The 20642-nt window shown below is 66.7% G+C and carries 21 protein-coding genes; 9 read left to right on the top strand and 12 right to left on the bottom strand.

The window, feature by feature from the left end; all coding sequences use genetic code 11:
* Nucleotides 1-3 precede the first annotated feature (3 nt).
* On the bottom strand, nt 4-780 hold the full coding sequence (locus IEX43_RS05880) for a demethylmenaquinone methyltransferase (RefSeq protein ID WP_229666336.1): 777 nt from the start codon (nt 778-780) through the stop codon (nt 4-6).
* 137 nt (nt 781-917) lie between these two features.
* Between IEX43_RS05880 and IEX43_RS05875 the strand changes: the two genes are divergently transcribed.
* The 6 genes from IEX43_RS05875 to IEX43_RS05850 all read left to right on the top strand — a co-directional run bounded on the left by IEX43_RS05875 (nt 918) and on the right by IEX43_RS05850 (nt 7434).
* Complete coding sequence (locus tag IEX43_RS05875) at nt 918-2321, top strand: isochorismate synthase (protein ID WP_188809500.1); 1404 nt, start codon at nt 918-920, stop codon at nt 2319-2321.
* A 245-nt stretch (nt 2322-2566) separates the two neighbouring features.
* Nucleotides 2567-3367 carry an ABC transporter substrate-binding protein gene (locus IEX43_RS05870; protein WP_188809499.1) on the top strand — a complete coding sequence of 267 codons (801 nt, stop codon included), beginning with the start codon at nt 2567-2569 and terminating at the stop codon, nt 3365-3367.
* A 150-nt stretch (nt 3368-3517) separates the two neighbouring features.
* Nucleotides 3518-4309, top strand: coding sequence for an amino acid ABC transporter permease (locus IEX43_RS05865; protein ID WP_188809498.1), 792 nt, complete (start codon nt 3518-3520; stop codon nt 4307-4309).
* A 12-nt stretch (nt 4310-4321) separates the two neighbouring features.
* A complete protein-coding gene (locus tag IEX43_RS05860) occupies nt 4322-5125 on the top strand; it encodes an amino acid ABC transporter ATP-binding protein (RefSeq protein ID WP_188809497.1) in 804 nt (267 codons plus the stop codon).
* 414 nt (nt 5126-5539) lie between these two features.
* Nucleotides 5540-6589, top strand: coding sequence for an aminotransferase class I/II-fold pyridoxal phosphate-dependent enzyme (locus IEX43_RS05855; RefSeq protein WP_229666335.1), 1050 nt, complete (start codon nt 5540-5542; stop codon nt 6587-6589).
* Nucleotides 6586-7434 (top strand): VOC family protein, encoded by an 849-nt coding sequence (locus IEX43_RS05850; RefSeq protein ID WP_188809496.1) that lies wholly within the window; start codon nt 6586-6588, stop codon nt 7432-7434. The genes IEX43_RS05855 and IEX43_RS05850 overlap by 4 nt, the downstream gene beginning before the upstream one ends.
* A 19-nt stretch (nt 7435-7453) precedes the next feature.
* On the opposite strand, the gene menD is transcribed toward IEX43_RS05850, so the two are convergent.
* The 3 genes from menD to IEX43_RS05835 form a co-directional block, all read right to left on the bottom strand.
* The gene (menD, locus tag IEX43_RS05845; protein WP_188809495.1) at nt 7454-9304 is read right to left on the bottom strand and encodes a 2-succinyl-5-enolpyruvyl-6-hydroxy-3-cyclohexene-1-carboxylic-acid synthase; all 1851 of its coding nucleotides are present in this window, start codon (nt 9302-9304) and stop codon (nt 7454-7456) included.
* Nucleotides 9305-9474: 170 nt separating this feature from the next.
* Complete coding sequence (locus IEX43_RS05840; protein WP_188809494.1) at nt 9475-11544, bottom strand: PhoX family protein; 2070 nt, start codon at nt 11542-11544, stop codon at nt 9475-9477.
* A 220-nt stretch (nt 11545-11764) separates the two neighbouring features.
* Nucleotides 11765-12766, bottom strand: coding sequence for an o-succinylbenzoate synthase (locus IEX43_RS05835; protein WP_188809493.1), 1002 nt, complete (start codon nt 12764-12766; stop codon nt 11765-11767).
* Nucleotides 12767-12900: 134 nt separating this feature from the next.
* On the opposite strand from IEX43_RS05835, the gene IEX43_RS05830 reads away from it, so the two are divergent.
* The 3 genes from IEX43_RS05830 to IEX43_RS05820 all read left to right on the top strand — a co-directional run bounded on the left by IEX43_RS05830 (nt 12901) and on the right by IEX43_RS05820 (nt 14732).
* Nucleotides 12901-13254, top strand: coding sequence for an ArsR/SmtB family transcription factor (locus tag IEX43_RS05830; protein ID WP_188809492.1), 354 nt, complete (start codon nt 12901-12903; stop codon nt 13252-13254).
* Nucleotides 13251-13751: an SRPBCC family protein gene (locus tag IEX43_RS05825; protein ID WP_229666333.1), complete on the top strand. Its 501-nt coding sequence runs from the start codon at nt 13251-13253 to the stop codon at nt 13749-13751. Before IEX43_RS05830 ends, IEX43_RS05825 begins: the two co-directional genes overlap by 4 nt.
* A gap of 75 nt (nt 13752-13826) precedes the next feature.
* Nucleotides 13827-14732: a phosphatase PAP2 family protein gene (locus tag IEX43_RS05820; RefSeq protein ID WP_188809491.1), complete on the top strand. Its 906-nt coding sequence runs from the start codon at nt 13827-13829 to the stop codon at nt 14730-14732.
* Between the two features lie 337 nt (nt 14733-15069).
* On the opposite strand, the gene IEX43_RS05815 is transcribed toward IEX43_RS05820, so the two are convergent.
* The 8 genes from IEX43_RS05815 to IEX43_RS05780 all read right to left on the bottom strand — a co-directional run bounded on the left by IEX43_RS05815 (nt 15070) and on the right by IEX43_RS05780 (nt 20579).
* Nucleotides 15070-15762: a class I SAM-dependent methyltransferase gene (locus IEX43_RS05815; RefSeq protein WP_229666332.1), complete on the bottom strand. Its 693-nt coding sequence runs from the start codon at nt 15760-15762 to the stop codon at nt 15070-15072.
* Nucleotides 15763-15767: 5 nt separating this feature from the next.
* Entirely contained in the window at nt 15768-16211 is a 444-nt protein-coding gene (locus IEX43_RS05810) for a DUF302 domain-containing protein (RefSeq protein WP_188809490.1), read from the bottom strand.
* A 104-nt stretch (nt 16212-16315) separates the two neighbouring features.
* Nucleotides 16316-16801 (bottom strand): hypothetical protein, encoded by a 486-nt coding sequence (locus tag IEX43_RS05805; protein WP_188809489.1) that lies wholly within the window; start codon nt 16799-16801, stop codon nt 16316-16318.
* Nucleotides 16801-17445: a signal peptidase I gene (locus IEX43_RS05800; protein WP_377102809.1), complete on the bottom strand. Its 645-nt coding sequence runs from the start codon at nt 17443-17445 to the stop codon at nt 16801-16803. Before IEX43_RS05800 ends, IEX43_RS05805 begins: the two co-directional genes overlap by 1 nt.
* Complete coding sequence (locus tag IEX43_RS05795; RefSeq protein ID WP_188809488.1) at nt 17435-18043, bottom strand: hypothetical protein; 609 nt, start codon at nt 18041-18043, stop codon at nt 17435-17437. Before IEX43_RS05795 ends, IEX43_RS05800 begins: the two co-directional genes overlap by 11 nt.
* A 42-nt stretch (nt 18044-18085) precedes the next feature.
* A complete protein-coding gene (locus IEX43_RS05790) occupies nt 18086-18649 on the bottom strand; it encodes an alternate-type signal peptide domain-containing protein (RefSeq protein ID WP_188809487.1) in 564 nt (187 codons plus the stop codon).
* 222 nt (nt 18650-18871) lie between these two features.
* The gene (locus IEX43_RS05785; protein ID WP_188809486.1) at nt 18872-19774 is read right to left on the bottom strand and encodes an LssY C-terminal domain-containing protein; all 903 of its coding nucleotides are present in this window, start codon (nt 19772-19774) and stop codon (nt 18872-18874) included.
* Between the two features lie 157 nt (nt 19775-19931).
* Entirely contained in the window at nt 19932-20579 is a 648-nt protein-coding gene (locus tag IEX43_RS05780) for a TetR/AcrR family transcriptional regulator (RefSeq protein ID WP_188809485.1), read from the bottom strand.
* Nucleotides 20580-20642 lie beyond the last annotated feature (63 nt).

Here is a 20642-nt window from a genome sequence, read left to right as displayed (position 1 = left end):
AGGTCAGCGGACGATGTTGCGGCGCAGTTTGGCCACGGGGCCCTTGTGCGCGGCGATGGCGGCAGCGGCGCTGTCCGGCGTCGATTCTTCGGCTTTGAACGCGCGGTGCACGGCCACGATTCCGCCGGTGAGGTTGCGGTAGGTGACCTTTTCCCAGCCGGACTCCTGCAGCCAGGCGGCAAGGTGGTCCTGGTCCGGCCACGCGCGGATGGACTCGGCGAGGTAGACGTATGCGTCCGGGTTGGACGCAACCTTCGTGGCAATGGCCGGCAGGGCCCGCATGAGGTATTCGGTGTACATGGTGCGCCAGAGCGGAACCACGGGCTGGGAAAACTCGGCAATGACGAGCCGGCCGCCGGGCTTGGTGACGCGGAGCATCTCCTCCAGTGCCTTCTTGGGCTCGTTGACGTTCCGCAGGCCGAAGGAAATGGTGGTGGCGTCGAAGGAGTTGTCAGCGAACGGCAGGTTGGTGGCATCGCCGGCAACAAAGTTGATGTCCGGGCGGCGGCGCTTGCCCACCTTGAGCATCCCGAGGGAGAAGTCGCAGGCCACAACGTCTATGCCCGCATCGGCATACGGCTCGCTGGAGGTGCCGGTGCCCGCGGCCAGGTCCAGGACGCGTTGGCCCTTGCTGGCCTCCATGGCATCCACCACAACCTTGCGCCAGCGGCGCGTCTGCCACAGGGACAGGACGTCATTGACGACGTCGTATTTCGGTGCGACGTCGTCAAACATCGTGGCTACTTCGTCCGGACGCTTATCCAAGGATGCTCGGTTCACCATGTCATTGTCTCAAATGTTCAGGAGCGTCCCGACCAGCCACGGCTCCGGTCCCGCTGAGCCGACGCCCCACCGTCGGAGCCACCTCCACGGCCGCTCCCGGGCCAGTGCACGCGCGGGAGTAGTGTTGTCTCATCATGACGAGCACGTTCCGCACCCTCACAGTCCCCCTGGATGGAAAAGATTTCCCCGGGGGGCTTCCTGCGTTTTTGGTACGGGACGATGTCCTCTGCTGGACCCGGAGGGAAGCCGGGCTGGCTGGCTTCGGCGAGATTGCGCGCTTCACGGCCACCGGCCCCGACCGGTTCCTCGAGGCAGACATCTGGTGGCGGCACCTTGTCCTTGAGGCCGAGGTCGCCGATTCCGTTGAGCTCCCCGGGACGGGCCCCGTGGCCTTCGGCTCCTTCGCCTTCTCCAAGACGTCCGCCCACGAGTCCCGGCTGATCGTGCCGGAGATCGCGGTGGGCGTACGGGACGGGCAGGTCTGGCTGACCCAGTTGACGTTCGACGACGGCCCCCTCACCGAGGACACCGCCCGCGCCGCGCTGGACCGATGGCTTCGGAGCGTTGCGGCTCCTTCGGCAGCGCCTCCAGGAAGGACGACGGCGGCAGCGGACCCTGCCGGGGACGGCACCTTGGGCGCCGTGGCCACGAAGGGGGGCGGCGCCGTCGTACGCCCCCTCCCCCTGGCCGCAGGGGCCACCCTGCATACCGGGTCGCTGAGCGAGGAAGCCTGGATGGCAGCCGTCGAGGCGGGCGTGGCCGAGATCCGGACCGGCGCGCTGGAGAAGCTGGTGCTGGCGCGGGACGTGGTGGCGACTATTCCATCTGGCGTACATGCCGCAGATGTACTGCGCGAACTCGCCGCACGCTACCGGGAGTGCTGGACGTACGGGGTGGACGGGCTGGTGGGGGCCACGCCGGAGATGCTGATCCAGGTGGAAGGACGCACAGCCCAGGCGCGCGTGCTGGCCGGAACGCTGGACCGCCGGGACGCCCACGGCGAGGACGGCCTCCCGATGGATTACGCCACCCGGGTGTTGGCCGGCTCGGAAAAGCAGAGGCACGAGCACGAGATCGCCATCCAGTCCCTGACCACTCAGCTGGCGCCGTTCTCGGAAGCGATGAATGCGCACGACGAGCCTTTCATCCTGGAACTCCCGAATGTGTGGCACCTGGCTTCGGACGTCAAGGCTGAGCTGGCCGAAATCGAGGGCCACGTGCCTACCTGCCTGGCGCTCATCAACGCCCTGCACCCTACGGCCGCCGTCTGCGGAACCCCCACGCAGGTCGCCGGGGCCCTGATCCGGAAGCTGGAACACCTGGACCGGGGGCCTTATGCAGGCCCCGTGGGCTGGCTGGACGCAGCGGGGAACGGCGAGTGGGGCATCGCACTGCGGGGAGCGGTCATCGAGTCCCCGGACACCGTCCGGCTGTATGCCGGATGCGGAATAGTCGACGGCTCCCAGCCCGAGGCTGAGCTCGCGGAAACCTGGGCGAAGTTCCGCCCGATGCTGGAGTCGCTTGGAATCAGCAGCTGACTTCCTCTCTCCCCAACTAGGTAGCGCTAAGTGTCGTTTTGGGGCCTCAAAACGACACTTAGCGCTACCTAGTTGGGCGGGAGTCCGGGATAGGAGACAAATTGTGCCCGTGCGGGCTTGCTTTCCCCTGTGATTTAGTTATCCAATAGTGAAACTTAGTTTCCTGTGATGCACATCTCATAATCGGCGCTACACTATGAACCGATTTAGTACCGCATACTCCCCGCAACAAAAGGTAAGAAAACATGCAGCTCAAGTCCCTGGCCACGGCCAAAATGACCGCCAAGGCAGCAGCAGTCTTCGCCGCCGGCGCCCTCACCCTCACGGCCTGCGGCGGCAGTTCCACCCCCGCAGCCTCCGAAGGCGGCATCCAGCTCATCAACGCCGGCAAGCTCACGGTCTGCTCGGACATCCCTTACGAGCCGTTCGAGTTCGAGAAGGACGGCGAGACGGTCGGCTTCGATGTGGACATCGCCAAGGAGCTCGCCAAGGACTTCGGCGCCGAACTGAGCATCGTTGACAGCTCCTTCGAAGCGATCGAGACCGGCACCGCCCTGACCCAGTGCGACCTGGGCATCTCCTCGATCTCCATCACGGACACCCGCAAGTCCGTCATGGACTTCTCCAGCCCGTACCTCGACGACGACCTGGCCCTGGTGGCCAGCGAGGACTCCGGCATCACCGGCCTGGAGGACGCCAAGGGCAAGAAGGTCGGCGTGCAGCAGGCCACCACCGGCGCCGACTACGCCCAGGAGCAGGGCATCGACGCGCAGCAGTTCGAGGACACCGGCCTCCTGGTACAGGCCCTTGAAGCCGGCACCATCGACGCTGCCCTGGGCAACCAGTCCGTCCTTGGCTACGCCATCAAGGACCAGCCCAAGATCAAGAGCGTTGAGGACTTCGCAACCGGCGAGCAGCTGGGCATCTCCGTCAAGAAGGGCAACACCGAAATGCTGGAGAAGGTCAACGGCACGCTTGAGCGCCTGACCGAGGACGGCTCCCTGGAGACGTTCAAGACCACCTGGTTCGGCGAGACCGCCAAGTAGCCAACAACCGCCAAGTAGTCGCCGTGCAGGCCCGGGGCTCCCCCGCCCCGGCCCCGCCGCGGCCCTGAGAACTACGCAGCCGGGGCCCCGGACGAGCTGTACCGCAGTCCGTCCGGGGCCTCTGCCACGCACAACGAATGTGAGCAACCCATGGCAATGACCGCACGTCAGCGAGCCAGAGTAAGCCTGTATGTCCAGGCCGGAATCTTTGTGGTGGCCATCGCCGCGCTGATACTGGCCACCGACTGGGAGACCATCGGCATCAGCGTCTTCAACTTCGGCAAGATCGGGCCCATGTTCCCGGGCATCTTCGTCACCGGCCTGACGAACACCCTGATCTACACGTTCCTCGGCTTCATCGTGGGCCTCTCCGGCGGCCTGCTTTTGGCCCTGATGAAGCTCTCCAGCTTCCCCCTGTACCGCTGGATCGCCTCCGGCTACATCGAGTTCTTCCGCGGCATCCCGGCGCTGCTGGTGTTCATCGCCTTCGGCTACGGCGTGCCGCTGGCCTTCGGCGTTTCCTGGAACATCACCGTGATCGTCATGGTTTCCCTGGGCATGGTGGCCTCGGCCTACATCGCCGAAACCCTCCGCGCAGGCCTGCAGGCCGTGCCCAAGGGCCAGCTGGAAGCCGCCCGCTCGCTGGGCATGCCGCAGTGGCGGGCCATGATCACCATCGTTATCCCCCAGGCCTTCAAGATCGTCCTGCCGCCCCTGACCAACGAGGTCATCCTGCTCACCAAGGACTCCTCGCTGATCTACGTCCTGGGCCTCACCGCCTCGCAGTACGAGCTCACCAAGTTCGGCCGCGACGGCATCTCCAGCCTGGGCGCAGGCCTCACGCCCCTTCTGGTGGCCGGCGCCTTCTACCTGGTGATCACCATCCCCCTGAGCTTCCTGGCCCGGAAGTTCGAAAGCCGCACCGCGCGGAACAATCGATAGGCAGGGAAGACCATGAACGACGTCGTAAACAACTCCCGCGGCGGAGCTGCCACCATCCAGGCCGCCGGCGTGGCCATCAAGGACCTGCGCAAGTCCTACGGTTCCAACGAGGTCCTCAAGGGCATCAGCCTGGACGTGGCGCCCGGCGAAGTGGTGTGCCTGATCGGACCGTCCGGATCCGGCAAGTCCACCCTGCTGCGCTGCGTCAACCTGCTGGAGCAGCCCAACGAGGGCACCATCCACGTGGGCGGCTTCGAGGCCACCGATCCCGATGTGGACATCGACAAGATGCGCCGCAAGGTGGGCATGGTGTTCCAGCAGTTCAACCTGTTCCCGCACCTGGACGCCAAGCGCAACTGCTCCATCGCCCAGACCAAGGTCCTCAAGCGTTCGCAGGCCGAGGCGGACAAGGTGTCCATGCACAACCTGGAACGTGTGGGGCTCGGACACCTCGCGGACCGTTTCCCGGACCAGCTCTCCGGCGGCCAGCAGCAGCGCGTGGCCATCGCCCGCGCGCTCAGCATGGACCCCGAGCTGATGCTCTTCGACGAGCCCACCTCCGCGCTTGACCCCGAGACCGTGGGCGACGTCCTCTCCGTCATGCGGAACCTCGCCAAGGAGGGCATGACCATGCTGGTGGTCACCCACGAGATGGGCTTCGCCCGCGAAGTGGCGGACCGTGTGGTGTTCATGGACGGCGGCGTTGTGGTGGAGGAAGGCGTGGCCGAGCAGGTCATCTCCTCCCCCACGCAGCCCCGCACCAAGGAGTTCCTGCGCCGCGTCCTGGATCCGACGCACATCGACATCGAGGAGTAGGGCCTCTTCGCTTTCACTTCGCGCAATCCCCGGCGCTGCGGATTCTCCGCAGCGCCGGGGATTTTGTGCGTCACGGGGCAATCTGCGCCTCGCTTTTGAAGGAGGCGTACGACGGCGGCACGCGCCTCCTGTGCAAGCATTTACTTCCGCGGTGGCTGGGAACACAATAGGTCCCATCACAGCCCTGGCTCAGCAGCGCGCTGCCCGTCCGGCCGCCGTCCCGCGCGGTGGCGCACCCAGGAGCGCAGAGATGAATTTCCAGGCCCCACCACCGCAGGCGGCAGTATCCGAACGCGCCGCGCGGCTGGCATCAGTACCCTCGTTCCAGCGCGTTGACTCCTTCATCCGGCGGTACCTCAACGGGGGACAGGACCAGCGCACCGTCTCGACTTCACGTTCGGCAACCCCCACCAGATGCCGCCGGACCGCTACGTCACCACTTTGCGGGATGCCCTGGTTCCCCGTGATGACCAGTGGTTTGCCTACAAAACCAACGTTGGGACGGCGCAGGAAGCGGCCGCGCAATCCCTTGAACGGCTGCTGGATGTGCCCTTCAGGACCGAGGACATCTTCCTTACCACCGGTGGGTTTGCCGCGATTGCGCTGGCGCTCAAGACCGTGGCGGACCCAGGCGACGAGGTAATCTACAGCCTGCCGCCGTGGTTCCTGTACGAGCCGCTGATCCTCGAAGCCGGCCTGGTACCGGTGAAGGTAAAGGTCCATACCGCCACGTTCGACCTGGACCTCGCCGCAATCGACGCGGCCATCACGGAGCGGACGCGGGTTGTGATCGTCAATTCGCCCAACAACCCCACCGGACGGATCTATCCCCCGGAGCTGCTGATCCGGCTCGCCGGCCTGCTGGAAACTGCGTCTGCAAGGATTGGACGGCGCATCTACCTCATCTCGGACGAGGCCTACAACCGCATTGTGTTCGACGGCGCGCGGTTCCACAGCCCGGCGGAGTACTACCCGTACACGCTGCTGGCGTACTCCTATGGCAAGACCCACCTTTCCCCCGGCCAGCGGGTGGGGTATCTGGCCCTGCCGCCGTCCATGCCGCGCAGGGAGGAGATGGCGCCGGCCATCAGCGGCCTGCAGGTGGCGATGGGCTGGGTGTACCCCAACGCGCTGCTGCAGCACGCGCTACCCGAGCTGGAGAAGTTCTCCATCGACGTCGGACAGCTGGAGCGGCGCAGGGACCGCCTGGTGGACGCGCTCGGCAGCATGGGCTACCGCATGCTGCCGCCTGAGGGCACGTTCTACCTGTTCGTCAGCACCCCCGGCCCGGACGATGACGCCTTTACCGAGTCCCTCGCCCGCCGCGGCGTCTTCGTCTTCCCGGGCACGCTGTTCGAGACGCCCGGGTTCTTCCGGATTTCCCTGACAGCCAACGAGGACATGATCGAGCGGAGCCTGCCCACCTTCGAAGCAGCGATCAAGGAAAGCAGGAAAGGAACATGAACGGACGGACGTACCCTCCGGGGGTGCCGTGCTGGATCGACACAACCCAGCCTGACATCGACGCGGCAGCAAACTTCTATGCCGGACTCTTTGGCTGGACGTTCAGGGACGCAGCCCCGGGCGGCGGCGCGGACGGCTACCTGGTGGCCCAGCTGGACGGCGCGGACGTGGCAGGTATCGCCGGCGGCCGCGAAGATACAACGGCCTGGAGCACCTACATTGCCGTCGAGGACGCGGACGCCGCGGTGGACCGGCTGGTTGCTGCCGGTGCCGTGCTGAGGGCACCGGCAACGGATGCCGGAGAGGACGGCCGCAGCGCGGCCCTGGCTGATCCGGAGGGCGTGGAATTCCGTCTCTGGCAGCCGAAGCGGCAGGGCGGGGCACAGTCCGTCAACCAGCCCGGGACCTGGAACTTCAGCGACCTCCATACACGCAGCCCCGAGGACGCCGTGGGTTTCTACCAGGGCGCGTTCGGCTGGCATGTGGACAAGGTGGGCTTCGGGGCGGACGACGCCGGCTTCGGCCTGATGGTCCGCCTGCCCGGGTATGGCGACCATCTTGAAGCGACCGTCGATCCGGAGATCAGGGCACGGCAGTCCGAGTTCGCGGCACCGCCGGGCTTCGCGGACGCCGTCGCCTGGATCGTGCCCATTGGAACCGGCCGGACGCCGCACTGGCATGTCACCTTCGCTGTCGCCGACCGGGACCGGACGGCCCTTAATGCCGAGCGTCTTGGCGGGCGGGTCCTGAGGAATGCAGACACGTGGTGGACCCGCGAGGCCCTGATCCAGGACCCGCAGGGGGCGGTCTTCACCGCCAGCCAGTTCACTCCGCCAACACGCTGACCGGCCAAGGCGCAGGGGCCTACGGCGCCAGCACTCCCCCGACGGCGGCCGCCACGGCTTCCCTGATGCGTTTATGGAGCTGCCGCAGCGAACGGCGGTCCGTGCGGACTTCAACAATGCTGCGCCCCTCGATCGGCCGCGCGAGCGCCTCGGCGAGTGCCGCCGTCGTACTGACCGTGCAATGCCCGACGCCGTACGCTGCGGCAAGTGCCGCAATGTCCACGGAGTGCGGGGTGCCGAAAAGCCGTTCGACGGCGTCGCCGTAGGTTCCGGCCTCACGCACGGCCCCGTGTTCCAGCAGGTCGAAGATGGCCCCGCCGGCGTCGTTGAGGACGACTATCCGCAACGACGGCTGCTCCTCGCCGGAGCCGAGGAGTAGGCCGCCGACGTCGTGGAGGAAGGTGACGTCCCCCAGCAGGACTGTGGTGTCCTGCCGGCCGCCAATGGCGATGCCCGTGGCGGTGGAAATGGTGCCGTCGATCCCGGCGAGGCCGCGGTTGGCGTACACGGTGGCGGCAGGTTCCGGGGCGGGCAGGCCGGCGAGGTCCACGTCCCGGATGCCGTTGGACGAGCCCAGGAGGAGCTGCCCGCGGGCGTGCTTCCACACCAGCGAGCCCACTGCCGGACCACTCGCGGCAGCCTCTGCGGAAAGTATTCCGTCCAGGGAATGCTGGGCAGCTGATCCCGCGAGCAGCCAGGTATCCAGCCATTCCGGTGTACCGCGGCCGGCAAAGTCTGCCAGGTCGGCGAGGCTTTCCAGCGGCAGCTCGATGCGGCGGCCGGGCTCGTACCAGGCCACCGGCACGGGCTGGTAGAGGGCAGCCTGGACATCAGCCCTGGCCAGAAGCGCGGCGACGGGGCGGGACAGGGTGGGCCGTCCGAATAGGACCACGCGTTCAATCGGCATGCCCGAACCGGGACCAAAGTGCTCCAGCAGCAGCCGGTAGGGACCAACCGCGTTGGGACCGAAGCGGGCGTTGGAGGACGGCTCGGCCAGCAGCGGCAGGCCATGGGCCCGGGCGAACGCCTCGGCGACGGGCCCGGCGTCGTGCCCGGCGAGCACGACGGTGCGCCGCTCAGGCAGGTCGGCTGACGCCGGCGGCAGGTTCATGATGAGCGGCTCGGTGCCGATCCGGTAGCGCTGCCGTTCGGCCGCGGGCGGCAGCTCCTCCCCCTTTGACGGCACCAGCGGATCGCGGAACGCGAGGTTCAGCTGGACGGGGCCGGGCGGCAGGTCGGGGAACGCACCGGTGGCGGCGGACAAGCCTGTCTGCATGGCGCGCCGGGGGTCGGTGCCGGCGGCGATATCGACGGCGAAGCGCACCTGCTCGCCGAAGAGGTCAGGCTGGACGGTGGTCTGGTTGGCGCCGGTTCCGCGGAGTTCGTCGGGGCGGTCGGCGGACAGCACCACCAGGGGAACCGCAGCGTGGTTGGCCTCCATCACTGCGGGCATCAGGTTCCCGACGGCGGTCCCGGACGTTGTGAGCACGGCGGCGGGTGATCCCGTGGCCAGTGCCAGGCCCAGGGCCGTGAACCCGGCCGAGCGCTCGTCGATCCGGACCAGCAGGTCCACCCTGCCCTCGGCGGACGCCTCGGCAAGGGCATACGCCATGGGGGCCGAGCGGGATCCCGGCGAGACCACCACGTGCTGCACGCCGCCGTCGACCAACACCCCGACGGCGATCCGCGCCGCGGCCAAGGCACCCAGCCCAGCCCCGGCGTCAGGTGTGGCGCCGTCAGGCGTGGCGCCGGGCGTGGTGTCCGGAGTAGTGCCGGAATCGGTGTCAGGCGTGGCGTCGGGCGTGGTGTCCGGGGAAGGGTCGTTCAGCGAAGTCACCAAACCAGTCTGCCACCCCGGACGCTCTCTCATTTGATGTGGGTTTTACCGGAACGCTCTATCAGCTGATGCGGGTAAACCGGAACGCTCTATCACCTTCCGCCCAGAGCCGGACGTAAAGGTGATAGAGCGTCGCCGAAAAACCGGTGATAAGTGCTAGAGCGTTGGGCCAAACCCGGCGGTAAGTGAGAGAGCGTCGCAGGCTAGCCGCGGAACACCTGGATCACGGATGGGCGCGGTGCGCGTGCCTGGCCGGGTGCCGGCGTCGTGCCTTCCGCTACGTAGTCCGGGAAGAAGGAAACCTGTGCGTCGAAGGTGCCGTCCTCGCCGGGGTGCTGCACCGCAACAAAGACAGAACGCTCCTCGTCGTGGATGATGGGGCCGCAGGTCTCGGCGTCGCGCGGAACGGCCAGGAACTGCTCCACCTTGCCGCGTTCGGCGCCGTCCAGGGTGACCTTGAACAGGCCGTCCGCCCGGCCGATGCCGGAGGGGGCGCCGTCCGTGGAGATCCAGAGGTTGCCCACGGAGTCGAATGCCAGGTTGTCCGGGCAGGAGATAGGCGAGACTTTGTCCACCGGGAAGCCGGAGAAGTAGGTGACATCGCCCTGGGCCGGATCGCCGCAGACCATCAGCAGGTTCCAGGCGAAGGTGGTGGAGGTCTGGCCGCCGGTTTCGGTGATCTCCACGATGTGGCCGTCGCGGTTCTGGTTGCGCGGGTTGACCTCAGTGGCGCCCTCGTTGGACCCAACGCCGCGGTTGGAGTTGTTGGTGCAGGCCACGTAGACCTTGCCGGTGTGCAGGCTGGGTTCCACGTCCTCACAGCGGTCCATCTTGGTGGGGCCAACCTTGTCGGCGGCCAGGCGGGTGTACACCAGAACCTCCTCGACGGTCATGCCCGGAACGGCGGAAGCCCCGTCCACCACCAGCGGCAGCCACTCGCCGATGCCGTCGAAGGCGCCGTCGGCGGGCACAGCCCCGGTTCCGGTGATGTCGGCAGCCGGCGAGTTGCCCGTGAACCTGGCGACGTAGAGGTTGCCCGCGGACAGCAGGGTCATGTTGTGCTTGCGGTCGCCCTCGCGGTACTTGTCCTTCGAGACGAACTTATACAGGTAATCGAAGCGCTCGTCATCGCCGGAGTAGGCCACAACGTGCCCGGACTCGGCGATGATCACGTTGGCGCCCTCGTGCTTGAAGCGGCCCAGCATGGAGTGCTTCTTGGGCATGGAGGTGGGGTCGAACGGGTCAACTTCCACGATCCAGCCGAAGCGGTTCGCCTCGTTCTCGTAACCGGGGTTGCGGGTATCCCATCGCGGCTCATCCAACTCCCACTGGCGGGCAGTCGGCTTGTTGGTGATGCCGTACCGCTTGTCCCCGGCGGAGGTTCCCGGCGCCACGAAGTAGCTCTGGAAGTTTTCTTCGCCGGAGAGGATGGTGCCCCACGGGGTGGTGCCGCCGGCGCAGTTGCCCAGCGTGCCCTTGATGAAGCGGCCGTCAGGGTCCGCAACAGTCTTGAGAAGCGGGGAGCCCGCGGCCGGGCCGGTCAGTTCGTACACCGTGTTGTTGAGGAAGCGGCGGTTGAGCGGCGCACCCTTCACGTAGGTCCACGGCTTGTTCTTGTTCTTGCGCTCCAGCTCAACCACGGACAGCCCGTGCGCGGCAGCCCCCACAGCGCGCATCTGATCTGCAGGCATGGTGGCCGGGAACATGATGTTCTCGTTGGTGTACTCGTGGTTGGCGAAGAGCACCGCGCGGCGGCCCTTGCTGCCCGGGATCTCCAGGATGTCCGTGTAGTCGTTGTTGTAGCCGAACTGCTTTTCCTGCGCGGCGGCCGTCTGGTTGTACAGGTCAAACTCCGGCGCGCCGTTGAAGATCGGGTCACCCCAGCGGATGACCGGCTGCCAGGTGAAGCCCTCCGGGACGGTCACGGCGTCCACGGCGGCATCGATCGACGGGATGGCTGTGAACTGCAGCTTGGACTTGCCGAAGCCTTCCTTCGCTGCCTTGGACAGGCCAGCGGCGTTTGCAGATTCAGGCGAGGTTGCGGCGGATCCCAGGACGACGGCGAGCGCACCGGCGGCGCCGAAGCCAAGGGCGGCGCGGCGGGACATGGTGGCGGAGGCGATGTCACGGAAGTAGCTGTTGGAGCTGGTGTTGCAGACATCGCCGGCGCAGGCGTTGTCGCACTTCAGCGCGCAGGTGACGGCGCTGCGCTTGCCCTTGGTATGGCCGAGCATCGGCAGCAGGGTGAACTTGCGGGCAGTCGTTTCAGACATGGGGGCCTTCCAAGGAATTTCTACGAGGTCCCGCCCACCCTTTCAGCCGGTTTCTACGCGCAGTAGTATGCCGGGTGAAATTCCGGTTAACCGCGCGTGACCTGCAGAAACGTGAGAGAGGGTTTCAGGAAAGCCTGCGTTAAGTGAGAGAGCGTGCCACAAAAACCCGCATCAACAGAGAGAGGGTGCCAGGAAAAGCCGCATCAACAGAGAGAGGGTTTCAGGGGGCCAGGAGCGCGTGGACGCGGCGCAGGCGTGCCAGCCACCAGTCCCGGCGCTCCGGAGAAGCCGCATACCGCTCAAGCAGCCAGGCGTCGGCGGCCGCATCGCGGAGGCGGATGGCGCCGTCGTCGGCCACCAGGGGATCCGTGGTGATGTCCGATTCAAACAGGGACACCGTCCCCAGCCCGCAGGCGTACGGCAACTCGGGCAGGGCGGCCGCCAAGGCCAGGCCAGCGCGGATGCCCACAGAGGTGTCCAGCGCAGAGCTGACGACGGCGGGCAGCCCGGCCTGCGCAACGATGTCCAGTGCGCGCCGCACTCCCCCGAGCGGCGCCACCTTGACCACCAGGAGGTCGGCCGCACCGGCCCGCGCCACGCGCAGGGGGTCGGACTCCTTACGAACGCTCTCGTCCGCAGCGATCAGCACCGGGGTGCCCGCGGCCCGCAACCGGCGGCGGACCTCGGCCAGTCCGTCGATCGTGGGGACGGGCTGCTCGGCGTATTCAAGCCCGACGCCGGCAAGCCGGGTGAGTGCCGAGACCGCCCCGGGCACGTCCCAGCCCCCGTTGGAATCCACGCGGATGGCGGCGGCCGGCAGCGCGGCCCGCACGGCGGCAACCCGGGCGGCGTCGTCGTCGAGGGTTTGGCCGCGCTCGGCAACCTTGACCTTCACGGCGTCCACCCGGCCAAACCGCGCCAGCACCTCCGGCACCCGTCCGGCAGGCACGGCAGGAACGGTGGCGTTCACCGGAATATCGGAACGCAGCGGCACGGGGAACCCCTCCCAGGCAGCCTCGATGGCGGCGGCAAGCCAGCGGGACGCCTCGGCGTCGCCGTACTCGGGGAACGGGCAGAACTCGCCCCACCCGGCCGGGCCCTGCAGCAGCAGCGACTCGCGCTCCGTGATGCCGCGGAACTTGACCCGCATGGGCAGGGACACCACGTGCGCGCCGGCCAGCAGTTCCTCGAGCGCAGGCACCTGGGGCGGGTCGGTTGGCATGGATTCAACTGTACAAGCGGGGGCCGCCGCCCCGGCGAACAGGAAGCCGACGAACAGAAAGCCGGCGAACCCCGCGGAACCTCCAATCGCTGGCGGCCTTCCAATACATATCCATATGGATATACAATGCGACCATGGCACGGGCAGCAACAACCACGGACGCGTTCAACGCGGTAGCTGAGCCCCGCCGCCGGGAGATCCTGGACGCCCTCAGCCTTGGTGAGAGGCCCGTGAACGAACTGGTGGACCTGCTTGGCCTGGCTCAGCCGCACGTCTCGCGCCATTTGCGGGTGCTGCGGGAGGTGGGCGTTGTGGATGTCCGGGATGAAGGCCGGCAGCGGCTGTACCGGCTCAATCCGCAGGCCCTCAAGCCCATCCACACCTGGATTTCCAGATATGAGCACCTCTGGGCGGAGCGCTTCGGCCTGCTGGATGACGTGCTCGCCGGCCTCCAGGAAGATACCCCGCAAGAAGGAGCAGGGCAATGACACAGACAAGCACCATGGACGTGAGCTATCCCGGGGATCGGGAAATCCTCATCACCAGGACCGTGGAAGCGCCCCGGCACCTTGTGTACAGGGCATGGACAACACCCGGCCTCGTCCGGAAATGGTGGGCCGGGCGCCGCGGCGAGATGACGGTGGTGAAAATGGACGTCCGGGAGGGCGGCGCCTGGCGGTACGTCATGGCGGCGAGCGGCGGGTTTGAGGTGGCCTTCCACGGCACGTACCGGGAGATCGTGCCGAACGAGCGCATCGTCCACACGGAGGTCATGGAGACGGCGGGTGTGGGACCGGACAGCGAGGAAGGGGCCGTGGTCAATACGGTCACCTTCAGCGATGCCGACGGCGGCGCCACTTTGGTCAGCATCCGCACCGATGCGGGCAGCAAGGAAGTCCGGGACATGATTGCGCAGTCCGGCATGGAGGGCGGGGTGCGGGAGCAGTTTGAACTCATCGAGGCACTCGCCCAGGCCCTGGAATAGCGATCGCGGCCGCCTCGATGTGCCGGGCCCGCCACGTGCGGCGGGATCCCAGCTTTCTGTGACACCCTTTAAGCGATGACTTTTCAACGGCAGGCAATGAGCAGGGCCGCAGCCCGACCCGCAACGGGGTCGGGCTTCCTGTTCGTGCTGGCCACGCTGGCGTGTGTGGCCGGGCTGGTGGCCACCTACTACTACTTCGTCCAGACCACCACGGGCCAGTTCATCGACGAGTCAGCACTCGTGGAAGCCGTGGAACTCCATGGGCCCGCCGGCAAGGCAACCACCAAGTTCCTGGACCTGCTGCCCACCGTCTCCCTGGTGATGGCCGCCGTCGTGGTCCTGTTCGTGACCGTGATCCGCAAGCACTGGGCTGAGGCAGGGATTGCCGTGGCCGCCTGCATCGGCGCGAACATCGCCACGCAGGTGCTGAAGGACCTCCTGCCGGCCCGCCCGGACAAAGGGGTGGTCACCCTGGAGCTGAACTCGCTGCCCTCCGGCCACACCACGTTGGCGGCGTCGGCGGCGGCTGCGGTGTTCCTGATGGCCTCGCCCCGCTGGCGTCCGATGGCCGGCTTCGTCGGCGGCACGTTCGCCATCGCATCCGGGGTGTCCACGCTGATCAACCAGTGGCACCGGCCGGCGGACGTGGTGGCGGCATTCCTGCTGGTGGGTGCCTTCATGATTCCCGCGGGCTGGCTCATCATCCGGCGGGGGTCCTGGAATGCGTGGGACGGGTTTGGCGGGCACATCGGTTCGGCCCGGCTCTGGCTGACGCTTCCGGTTGCCATCGGACTGGCCTCGGCCGCGGTGGCGTTGTACTCGCTGGCGCGCATCGCCCCGAGCCCGTGGCAGGAGGCCAGCACCACCCACTATTTCTGGGCCGGGATCTCCCTGATTGTGATCGCCGGCTACCTGGCCACGGTTGCCACGACGTCCCTGTTCGCGTACGCAGCACGACGACGTGTCCCGGCAAGGCGCTGAGCCCCCGCAGGCCAGGGAAACCTTGACCAAACCTTGACGCATTACTGGTGAGTATTTTGATGGGCCCGGTGGATAGTAGTGGCTGTCAGGAGACGGGCGGCGGCAGCAGGCAAGCAGCAGGCCATCCAGCCGGATTGGCTTCGCAGCCCATCACTCTCCTGGCGGCGTCTTGAAGTGGGCTCCGCCAGGTAACAACGGCCCCTCGCCCGGCTCCTGGCGGCCGTGAGACGGCGAGCACTTTAGTCCCCCTGCAAGCGGACGCGTGCTCCTCAAACATCCCGGCGCCGCCCTTCCCCCCAATGGCGGCGCCGGGATTTCCACGCTCTCTTGTCCCGGGTCAGGCCCCGGCGGTTGGCCCGGGGTTGACGGCCGTGCCCAGCACATGGGCCAAGGCGGGCGACAACGGAAGGACGGCGAAATTGAAGCGGCGGCTGCCTACCGGAACAAAGCCAGCCTCCCCGATGGCCGCCACTGTGTCCCGGTTTGGATGGCATCCGCCGGCGAACAGCTGCCATGCAGGCGCCAGCAGGTCCTCCACTGCCGCAAGCAGCCTGCTGTCCGAGCGGACGTGCTCGTAGAAAGCGAGGATCCCCCCGGGACGCAGGACGCGCCGGATCTCGGCCAGCACCGGCGCCTGCTCGCTGACGCTGCACAGAACCAGGCTGGACACAACGGCATCCACGCTGGCATCTGCTGCCGGAATCTGTTCGGCTGCTCCGGCACAGACAGTCACGGGCACCGGAGCCGAGACGGCTTTGGCGGCGGCGATGCGCCTGAGGTCGTCGTCCGGCTCGATAGCCAGCACGTGGGTGACGGCCGGCGGGTACAGCGCGAAACCGGAACCGTCGCCGGCGCCGATTTCGACGACGGACCCGTGCAGCCCGGCCAGCAGCTCACGGCGATGTTCGGTAGCGCCGCGGCGGTTCATCTCCTCGACAGCGCGGGCGTAGGCCCGGGCGAAGCGCGGGTGCTGCAGTTCCGCCGGCCCGCGCTCCCCCGCGGGGTCGCTTCGCTGGCCGCCGCCGGTCACGCGTCTCAGTTCGCCGGGCCGGCGCTGCCGCCCGCGCTGACGCTGCCACCAAGGCTGGCGAGGGCCGCGCGGAGACGCGTGTCGGCGTCGTCCGCTACTTCCTTGACCGCCGGGTTGTCACTGAGCTGCACCATGGTTTGCGGATCGATCGCCTGAATGGTGGTTTCGCCGGCGTCGGTGCTGCGGCGGACCACAACGTTGCAGGGCAGCAGGGCACCCATGTCCGGCTCGGCTGCGAGGGCACGGCTGGCCAGATTGGGGTTGCAGGCGCCGAGGATGATGTAGTCGCCAACGGCTGCGGCCGCGTCAGCACCCAGCTTCGCCTCAAAGGTGGCGCGGACGTTGATCTCCGAAAGGATGCCAAAACCCTGTTCGGCCAGGGCGTCCTTGGTCTGCTGCAGCGCCTCGTCCCAGGCAAGCGGAACGGTGATGGTGTGCGTGTAGCTCATGGTGCCTCCTCAGGCGGTTGCTCCTGCTGGTGGGTACTTCGCCATCGTATACCCCCGGGGGTGTTTATGGCTACGGGCAAGGACCGCCTGGGACGCGCCGATGGCTACGCGCAGTAGATCTTGCCGTTGTTAGTGCCGACATCCAGCCTCAAAGCTACTTCAGCGGACGCCGCTGTGCCGTTTGAAAAGGTCGCCGTTGCCCTCACCATCAGCAGGCTCATCGCACGGTTCTCCGCGATGATTTGTGAGTTCTCAGTGAGGATGATGCTTCCCGAAGCACCGGCGCCCGCCACCGTATAGGGCGGTCCGTATGACCCGTCCGGCCTCTTGGCGGAAAGGGTGAGGGACGCGGGAGCGTCGGGCAGGACATAGTTGAGGGCAACCGTTTTATCCGCGTTGTCCATCCTTGAGCAGGCGAACTGCTGGAACGCAGAACCGGGCCAGTTCGCTGCCGCGGTGACGGTCATGGTCGCCGTCGCGCTTTGTTGCCACAGCGCAGACGCTGTAGGCACGCCAAAGCCCAGCAGCACCGTGACTACAAAAGCTCCTACGGCGGCGGACGCGCCCGGCAGGCCGAGAAAACGCCGCATTACCCGGCCTCAGCCACTGCGGCCTGCTTGCGCGATCCGCGCACAGACTTGAAGACCAGGATGGTGCCGTACCCGATTAGTCCTATGGCGGCAAGCGTGGTCCATAGTCCACGGTCGGCGTTGCCAAGTGCGTTGGCAACGAACCCCACCTGGGGAACGGCGTAAAACAGCTTGCCCTTGACCTGGATCTCCCGGACCGGAGCGGCATCGTTGGCGCCGTTGTTGTCGCCCCTGGTGATAAGTGTCTTCTCACCGGCCTGGGTGGCCCCGAAGCCCACAATCCGGTGGGTTTCCACCTCCGGCCTTCCGGAGTAGAGCTGGAACGTGATGACGTCCCCGTACTTGAGCTCCCCGAAAGGCGCCGGCTTCATCACCAGGAAGGTGCCGGGCGGAAATTTGGGTGCCATGGAGTTGGTGAGCACGGTATACGTGTGCGATCCCGTCGCCACCGGCACCACGATCAGGACCAATGCCGCGAACAGCGCAATGAGCATTGCAGCCATGCTTGCCAGGCGTCCCACAAAGGCAAGCGCCTGGGCGCCGGCGCTCCCTTTCTTCGAGTACGACGGCGATGCAGCCTTGGGCGCGTCCGGAACCGCAGCGGCGGCGTGGGCCAGCGGGCGTTCAGTCAGGTCAGCAGCCACCGGGGACCCCGCAGAGTTGGCGAACGGTGAGCGGAAGGGTGATGGCCACTGCTTGTCCTTTCACGGCGGACGGGGCTGATGGGCTGAGGGTCACCTGGAAACACAACACGGTGGAACCGGACTTGGGAACTGCTGATGATGCGAGTCCGGAGGCGCCCAACGGTGCGTATCCGCTGGCGGTGCTGCAGTCTGCTGCCGAGGCTGCGGCCTTCCCGCTGACGGTCACGTACTGGGAGAGTGTCCCGCCGGACAGATTCGCCACTGCGGGCTGCCCTACCGTGGCGACCGTGTTGAACGTTCCGCCGGCATCGGTGCTGTTGGTGACAACCACCCCGCCGTAGACGGAGGTTCCGGGCAGCAGGGCCGCGGCCGGCGTCAGAATCAGGTTGGCCGGCTTGCCGTCCGGGAGGGTCATGGTGGTGGCCTGCCCGGACGGCGTAGCAGTGAGATTGACCGTGAAGGAAGCGGAGGAGACGGTCCCCGGCGCCGCTACTGCGGTAGCGCTCCAGAGGGCGTACGTCCCCTGGACGGTCAGGAGGCCCAGGATCACTGCCGCGCCGATAATGCCCGCCGCCTGCAGTGTGCGCTTGATGCGCATGAGTCCTCCTGGTCATCTTCTGCCTTTGTGGCGGATGGCGGGTTATGCGCCCGCGGGCTTTGGAACCAGTCCGTCGCCTGCTACTACCTGCTGCAGCGTAAAGCCTATGTTGCCGAAGTCGTAGGTTTTGTTGACGTCAGACTGTCCCGAAGTGCCTGAGAGGAACTCGAACGTAATCGTGGCAGTGACCTTCTGGACGTTTGCCGATTGGGTCAGATTGTTCGCGATCGCGGTCCCACCGACCGTGAGGCTCGGTCCGGTGATGGACACATTGTTTGAGGTAAAGCCGTTGGACTCGCCGGTACCGAGGGCCGTGATGCTGGCCGCCATCTTATCGCCGGTCAGCGTGACGTCCACGTCCTGGGTAAAGGTGAGCTTGTCACCTGGGACCACACGGTAGGCGCTAATGTCAGCGATGGTGTTGTTGGCGCGGTCCTTCCATACTCCTGCGGCAGTCTTTGCCACATCCAAGGTTCCGGCCGTGATGGTTCCGGGGGCAGCCGAGACGGAGTCGTTCCAGGCGGCCAGAGTTCCGCTGCCGCCCAGCAGCAGTGCTGCGCCTACTGCGATGGCTGCGGTGCCTTTGATCAGAGTGCTGTTCTTCATGGTGTGTCCCCTCAGACTTTGCGTGTGTGTTTGTGGATCTGAGGACCACTCTGCAAGGCAAATCTCAGGACCTGATAAGGGATTCGATCAAGGTTCGCGCAAGAATAAAGCAGCAGGTCAGACGCCGGTAAGCGCTATCCCACAGCCTGCGTTAAGCCGTAAGCCGACGCCATATAAACGTGTGACTCGGGGTCAAATAGGAAAGTCCTATTCGGACGCACACTAGGACCCCACCACGCCCGGCCGCCCTGGCTCGTACAAATCAATGATGGGCAGGTGCCCGTCGGTTCGGATGGCGTCGCCGCCGCCGTTGCGGTGGTGGTATCCGCTGGAGTAGTTGAGGATGACGTGGACCGACTCCACCGCGTCGGCTGCCTGCAGCGTGGCGATAATGAAATCGCGCTCCTCGTCCGTGCGGTCGGCGATCTTGTGCGTGATCTGGAAGGTGAACAGGGACAGGCCGACGCTCCGGTCGTACGTTCCGGCGCCCACCCAGTCCACGGACAGGCCGCCGGGCAGCATCCATCCGGGCGGGCACTTCCAGAACCGGACGTGGTGCCGCTTGCGCGGATTCCCGTCGATCTCGCGCTGAAATGCGAGGTCCTGCCGGTTGCCGAACACGTAGAGCGAGCTGACGGGGGCGGCCGGATAGCTGCGGCCCAGCACAGTGGAGGTGAGGGTGTGCCAGGCCGTGGCCGGGGTGATGGGGTCGGCCTCCACCCAGCCGGCGGTGCGCATGGCCCGGCGCAGCTCCTCCTGCGTCCCCACCACGGCGAGGTTCACGGGATCGCCAAGGACGCCGTCGCCCGTCCTGGCCCTGCCAATGAAGTAGTCCGGGATGTAGAGGCTGCTCAGGATTTTATGGACGCGCGGCAGCAGCGCGTAGGCCAGGATCAGCCAGACCGGCAGGAATACCCACGCCTGGTCAGGGCCGCGGGAGAGCCGCGACAGAAGGAAAAAGTACATAGCCCAGCCGACCGCGACAGTCACCACCAGGTACAGCACCCGCTGCAGCACCGCCAGGACGGTGGCCCACCGGCTTTGCCGCCGTTCCACCGCGTTGCTGGAGGGTGAGTGGTCGGGCTCCGCCGGAACGGCTGGGTTGCCCTCCAGGCGTGGCGTCATAAAGATGCGTCCTTCCGTTCTTCTGCCGCATACCGCACAAGGCCATCCCGGCAGGCGTGGCCGGTCCTGCATCGAGGATATCGAGCGCATCTCCCCGAGGAAAAACCCCGCGGGGTCAGCAGAACCGGCATATGTGTCCGCGTAACGCGTCGTCCATTCATTCCAGCAGCAGACGGCCCCATGCGTCCGCGAGCCATGCGGCGAACTGCGCCGGGGTCCATCCGCGCTGGTCCACCAGGAGCAGCCAGTACTCAGGCCCGTTCATGCTCCAGACCACATCCGCGAGCTCGGCTGCCGGCCGGTCGTTCCGCAACTCGCCGGTCGACGCGAGATCATCGATGAACTTCCGCATGTTGGCGGCCCGCCGCTCAGAGATCTGCTTCCAGAGCGCATCGCAGTCCCCGTCGGTGACCGCCGCGTCCCGAAGGGCGGCATAGACGGGAGCCAGCCGAGGCTGAATACGGACCAGGGCGTCGGCATAGATGCTGATCTTCTCCGCCGCCGTTGCCGCCCGGCGAAGGCGGCGAACGTAGTCGCGCTCCTCGGCCGGCACAGCCTGCCCCGTGCCCGAAATTGCAGATTCCACCACTGCGCGCAGCAGGTCCGGCTTCCTGCCGACGGCGGCATAGATCGTATCGACGGCGACGCCCGCCCTCCTGCCGATGTCCGCCACAGTGGTCCGGGCGTACCCCTCCGTCACGAACATTTCGTGGGCAGCGGCGAGTATCGCGTCACGTGTTGCGGCCGCTTGTTCCCGCCGCCGGGGCGAGTGGTAGCGGCGTGCTGGGGCATTGACTTCACTCATCGCCAGGCCTAGCCTTAATTCATCCGAATACTCTTCGGATGAATTCTAGCAGGAAGCCCCAGA

The sequence above is a fragment of the Pseudarthrobacter polychromogenes genome, from assembly GCF_014644495.1.
GTDB classification, from domain to species: domain Bacteria; phylum Actinomycetota; class Actinomycetes; order Actinomycetales; family Micrococcaceae; genus Arthrobacter; species Arthrobacter polychromogenes.
This window is presented reverse-complemented; position numbering and strand designations above follow the sequence as displayed.

What these genes read in the sequence shown, in the direction of transcription:
- IEX43_RS05840 (WP_188809494.1), bottom strand. Translation starts at nt 11,544, where the DNA reads ATGTCTGAAACGACTGCCCGCAAGTTCACCCTGCTGCCGATGCTCGGC.
- IEX43_RS05865 (WP_188809498.1), top strand. Translation starts at nt 3,518, where the DNA reads ATGGCAATGACCGCACGTCAGCGAGCCAGAGTAAGCCTGTATGTCCAG.
- IEX43_RS05830 (WP_188809492.1), top strand. Translation starts at nt 12,901, where the DNA reads ATGGCACGGGCAGCAACAACCACGGACGCGTTCAACGCGGTAGCTGAG.
- IEX43_RS05790 (WP_188809487.1), bottom strand. Translation starts at nt 18,649, where the DNA reads ATGAAGAACAGCACTCTGATCAAAGGCACCGCAGCCATCGCAGTAGGC.
- menD (WP_188809495.1), bottom strand. Translation starts at nt 9,304, where the DNA reads ATGAGAGAGCGTCCGGGGTGGCAGACTGGTTTGGTGACTTCGCTGAAC.
- IEX43_RS05870 (WP_188809499.1), top strand. Translation starts at nt 2,567, where the DNA reads ATGCAGCTCAAGTCCCTGGCCACGGCCAAAATGACCGCCAAGGCAGCA.
- IEX43_RS05850 (WP_188809496.1), top strand. Translation starts at nt 6,586, where the DNA reads ATGAACGGACGGACGTACCCTCCGGGGGTGCCGTGCTGGATCGACACA.
- IEX43_RS05820 (WP_188809491.1), top strand. Translation starts at nt 13,827, where the DNA reads ATGACTTTTCAACGGCAGGCAATGAGCAGGGCCGCAGCCCGACCCGCA.
- IEX43_RS05805 (WP_188809489.1), bottom strand. Translation starts at nt 16,801, where the DNA reads ATGCGGCGTTTTCTCGGCCTGCCGGGCGCGTCCGCCGCCGTAGGAGCT.
- IEX43_RS05780 (WP_188809485.1), bottom strand. Translation starts at nt 20,579, where the DNA reads ATGAGTGAAGTCAATGCCCCAGCACGCCGCTACCACTCGCCCCGGCGG.
- IEX43_RS05875 (WP_188809500.1), top strand. Translation starts at nt 918, where the DNA reads ATGACGAGCACGTTCCGCACCCTCACAGTCCCCCTGGATGGAAAAGAT.
- IEX43_RS05835 (WP_188809493.1), bottom strand. Translation starts at nt 12,766, where the DNA reads ATGCCAACCGACCCGCCCCAGGTGCCTGCGCTCGAGGAACTGCTGGCC.
- IEX43_RS05825 (WP_229666333.1), top strand. Translation starts at nt 13,251, where the DNA reads ATGACACAGACAAGCACCATGGACGTGAGCTATCCCGGGGATCGGGAA.
- IEX43_RS05785 (WP_188809486.1), bottom strand. Translation starts at nt 19,774, where the DNA reads ATGACGCCACGCCTGGAGGGCAACCCAGCCGTTCCGGCGGAGCCCGAC.
- IEX43_RS05855 (WP_229666335.1), top strand. Translation starts at nt 5,540, where the DNA reads ATGCCGCCGGACCGCTACGTCACCACTTTGCGGGATGCCCTGGTTCCC.
- IEX43_RS05810 (WP_188809490.1), bottom strand. Translation starts at nt 16,211, where the DNA reads ATGAGCTACACGCACACCATCACCGTTCCGCTTGCCTGGGACGAGGCG.
- IEX43_RS05795 (WP_188809488.1), bottom strand. Translation starts at nt 18,043, where the DNA reads ATGCGCATCAAGCGCACACTGCAGGCGGCGGGCATTATCGGCGCGGCA.
- IEX43_RS05860 (WP_188809497.1), top strand. Translation starts at nt 4,322, where the DNA reads ATGAACGACGTCGTAAACAACTCCCGCGGCGGAGCTGCCACCATCCAG.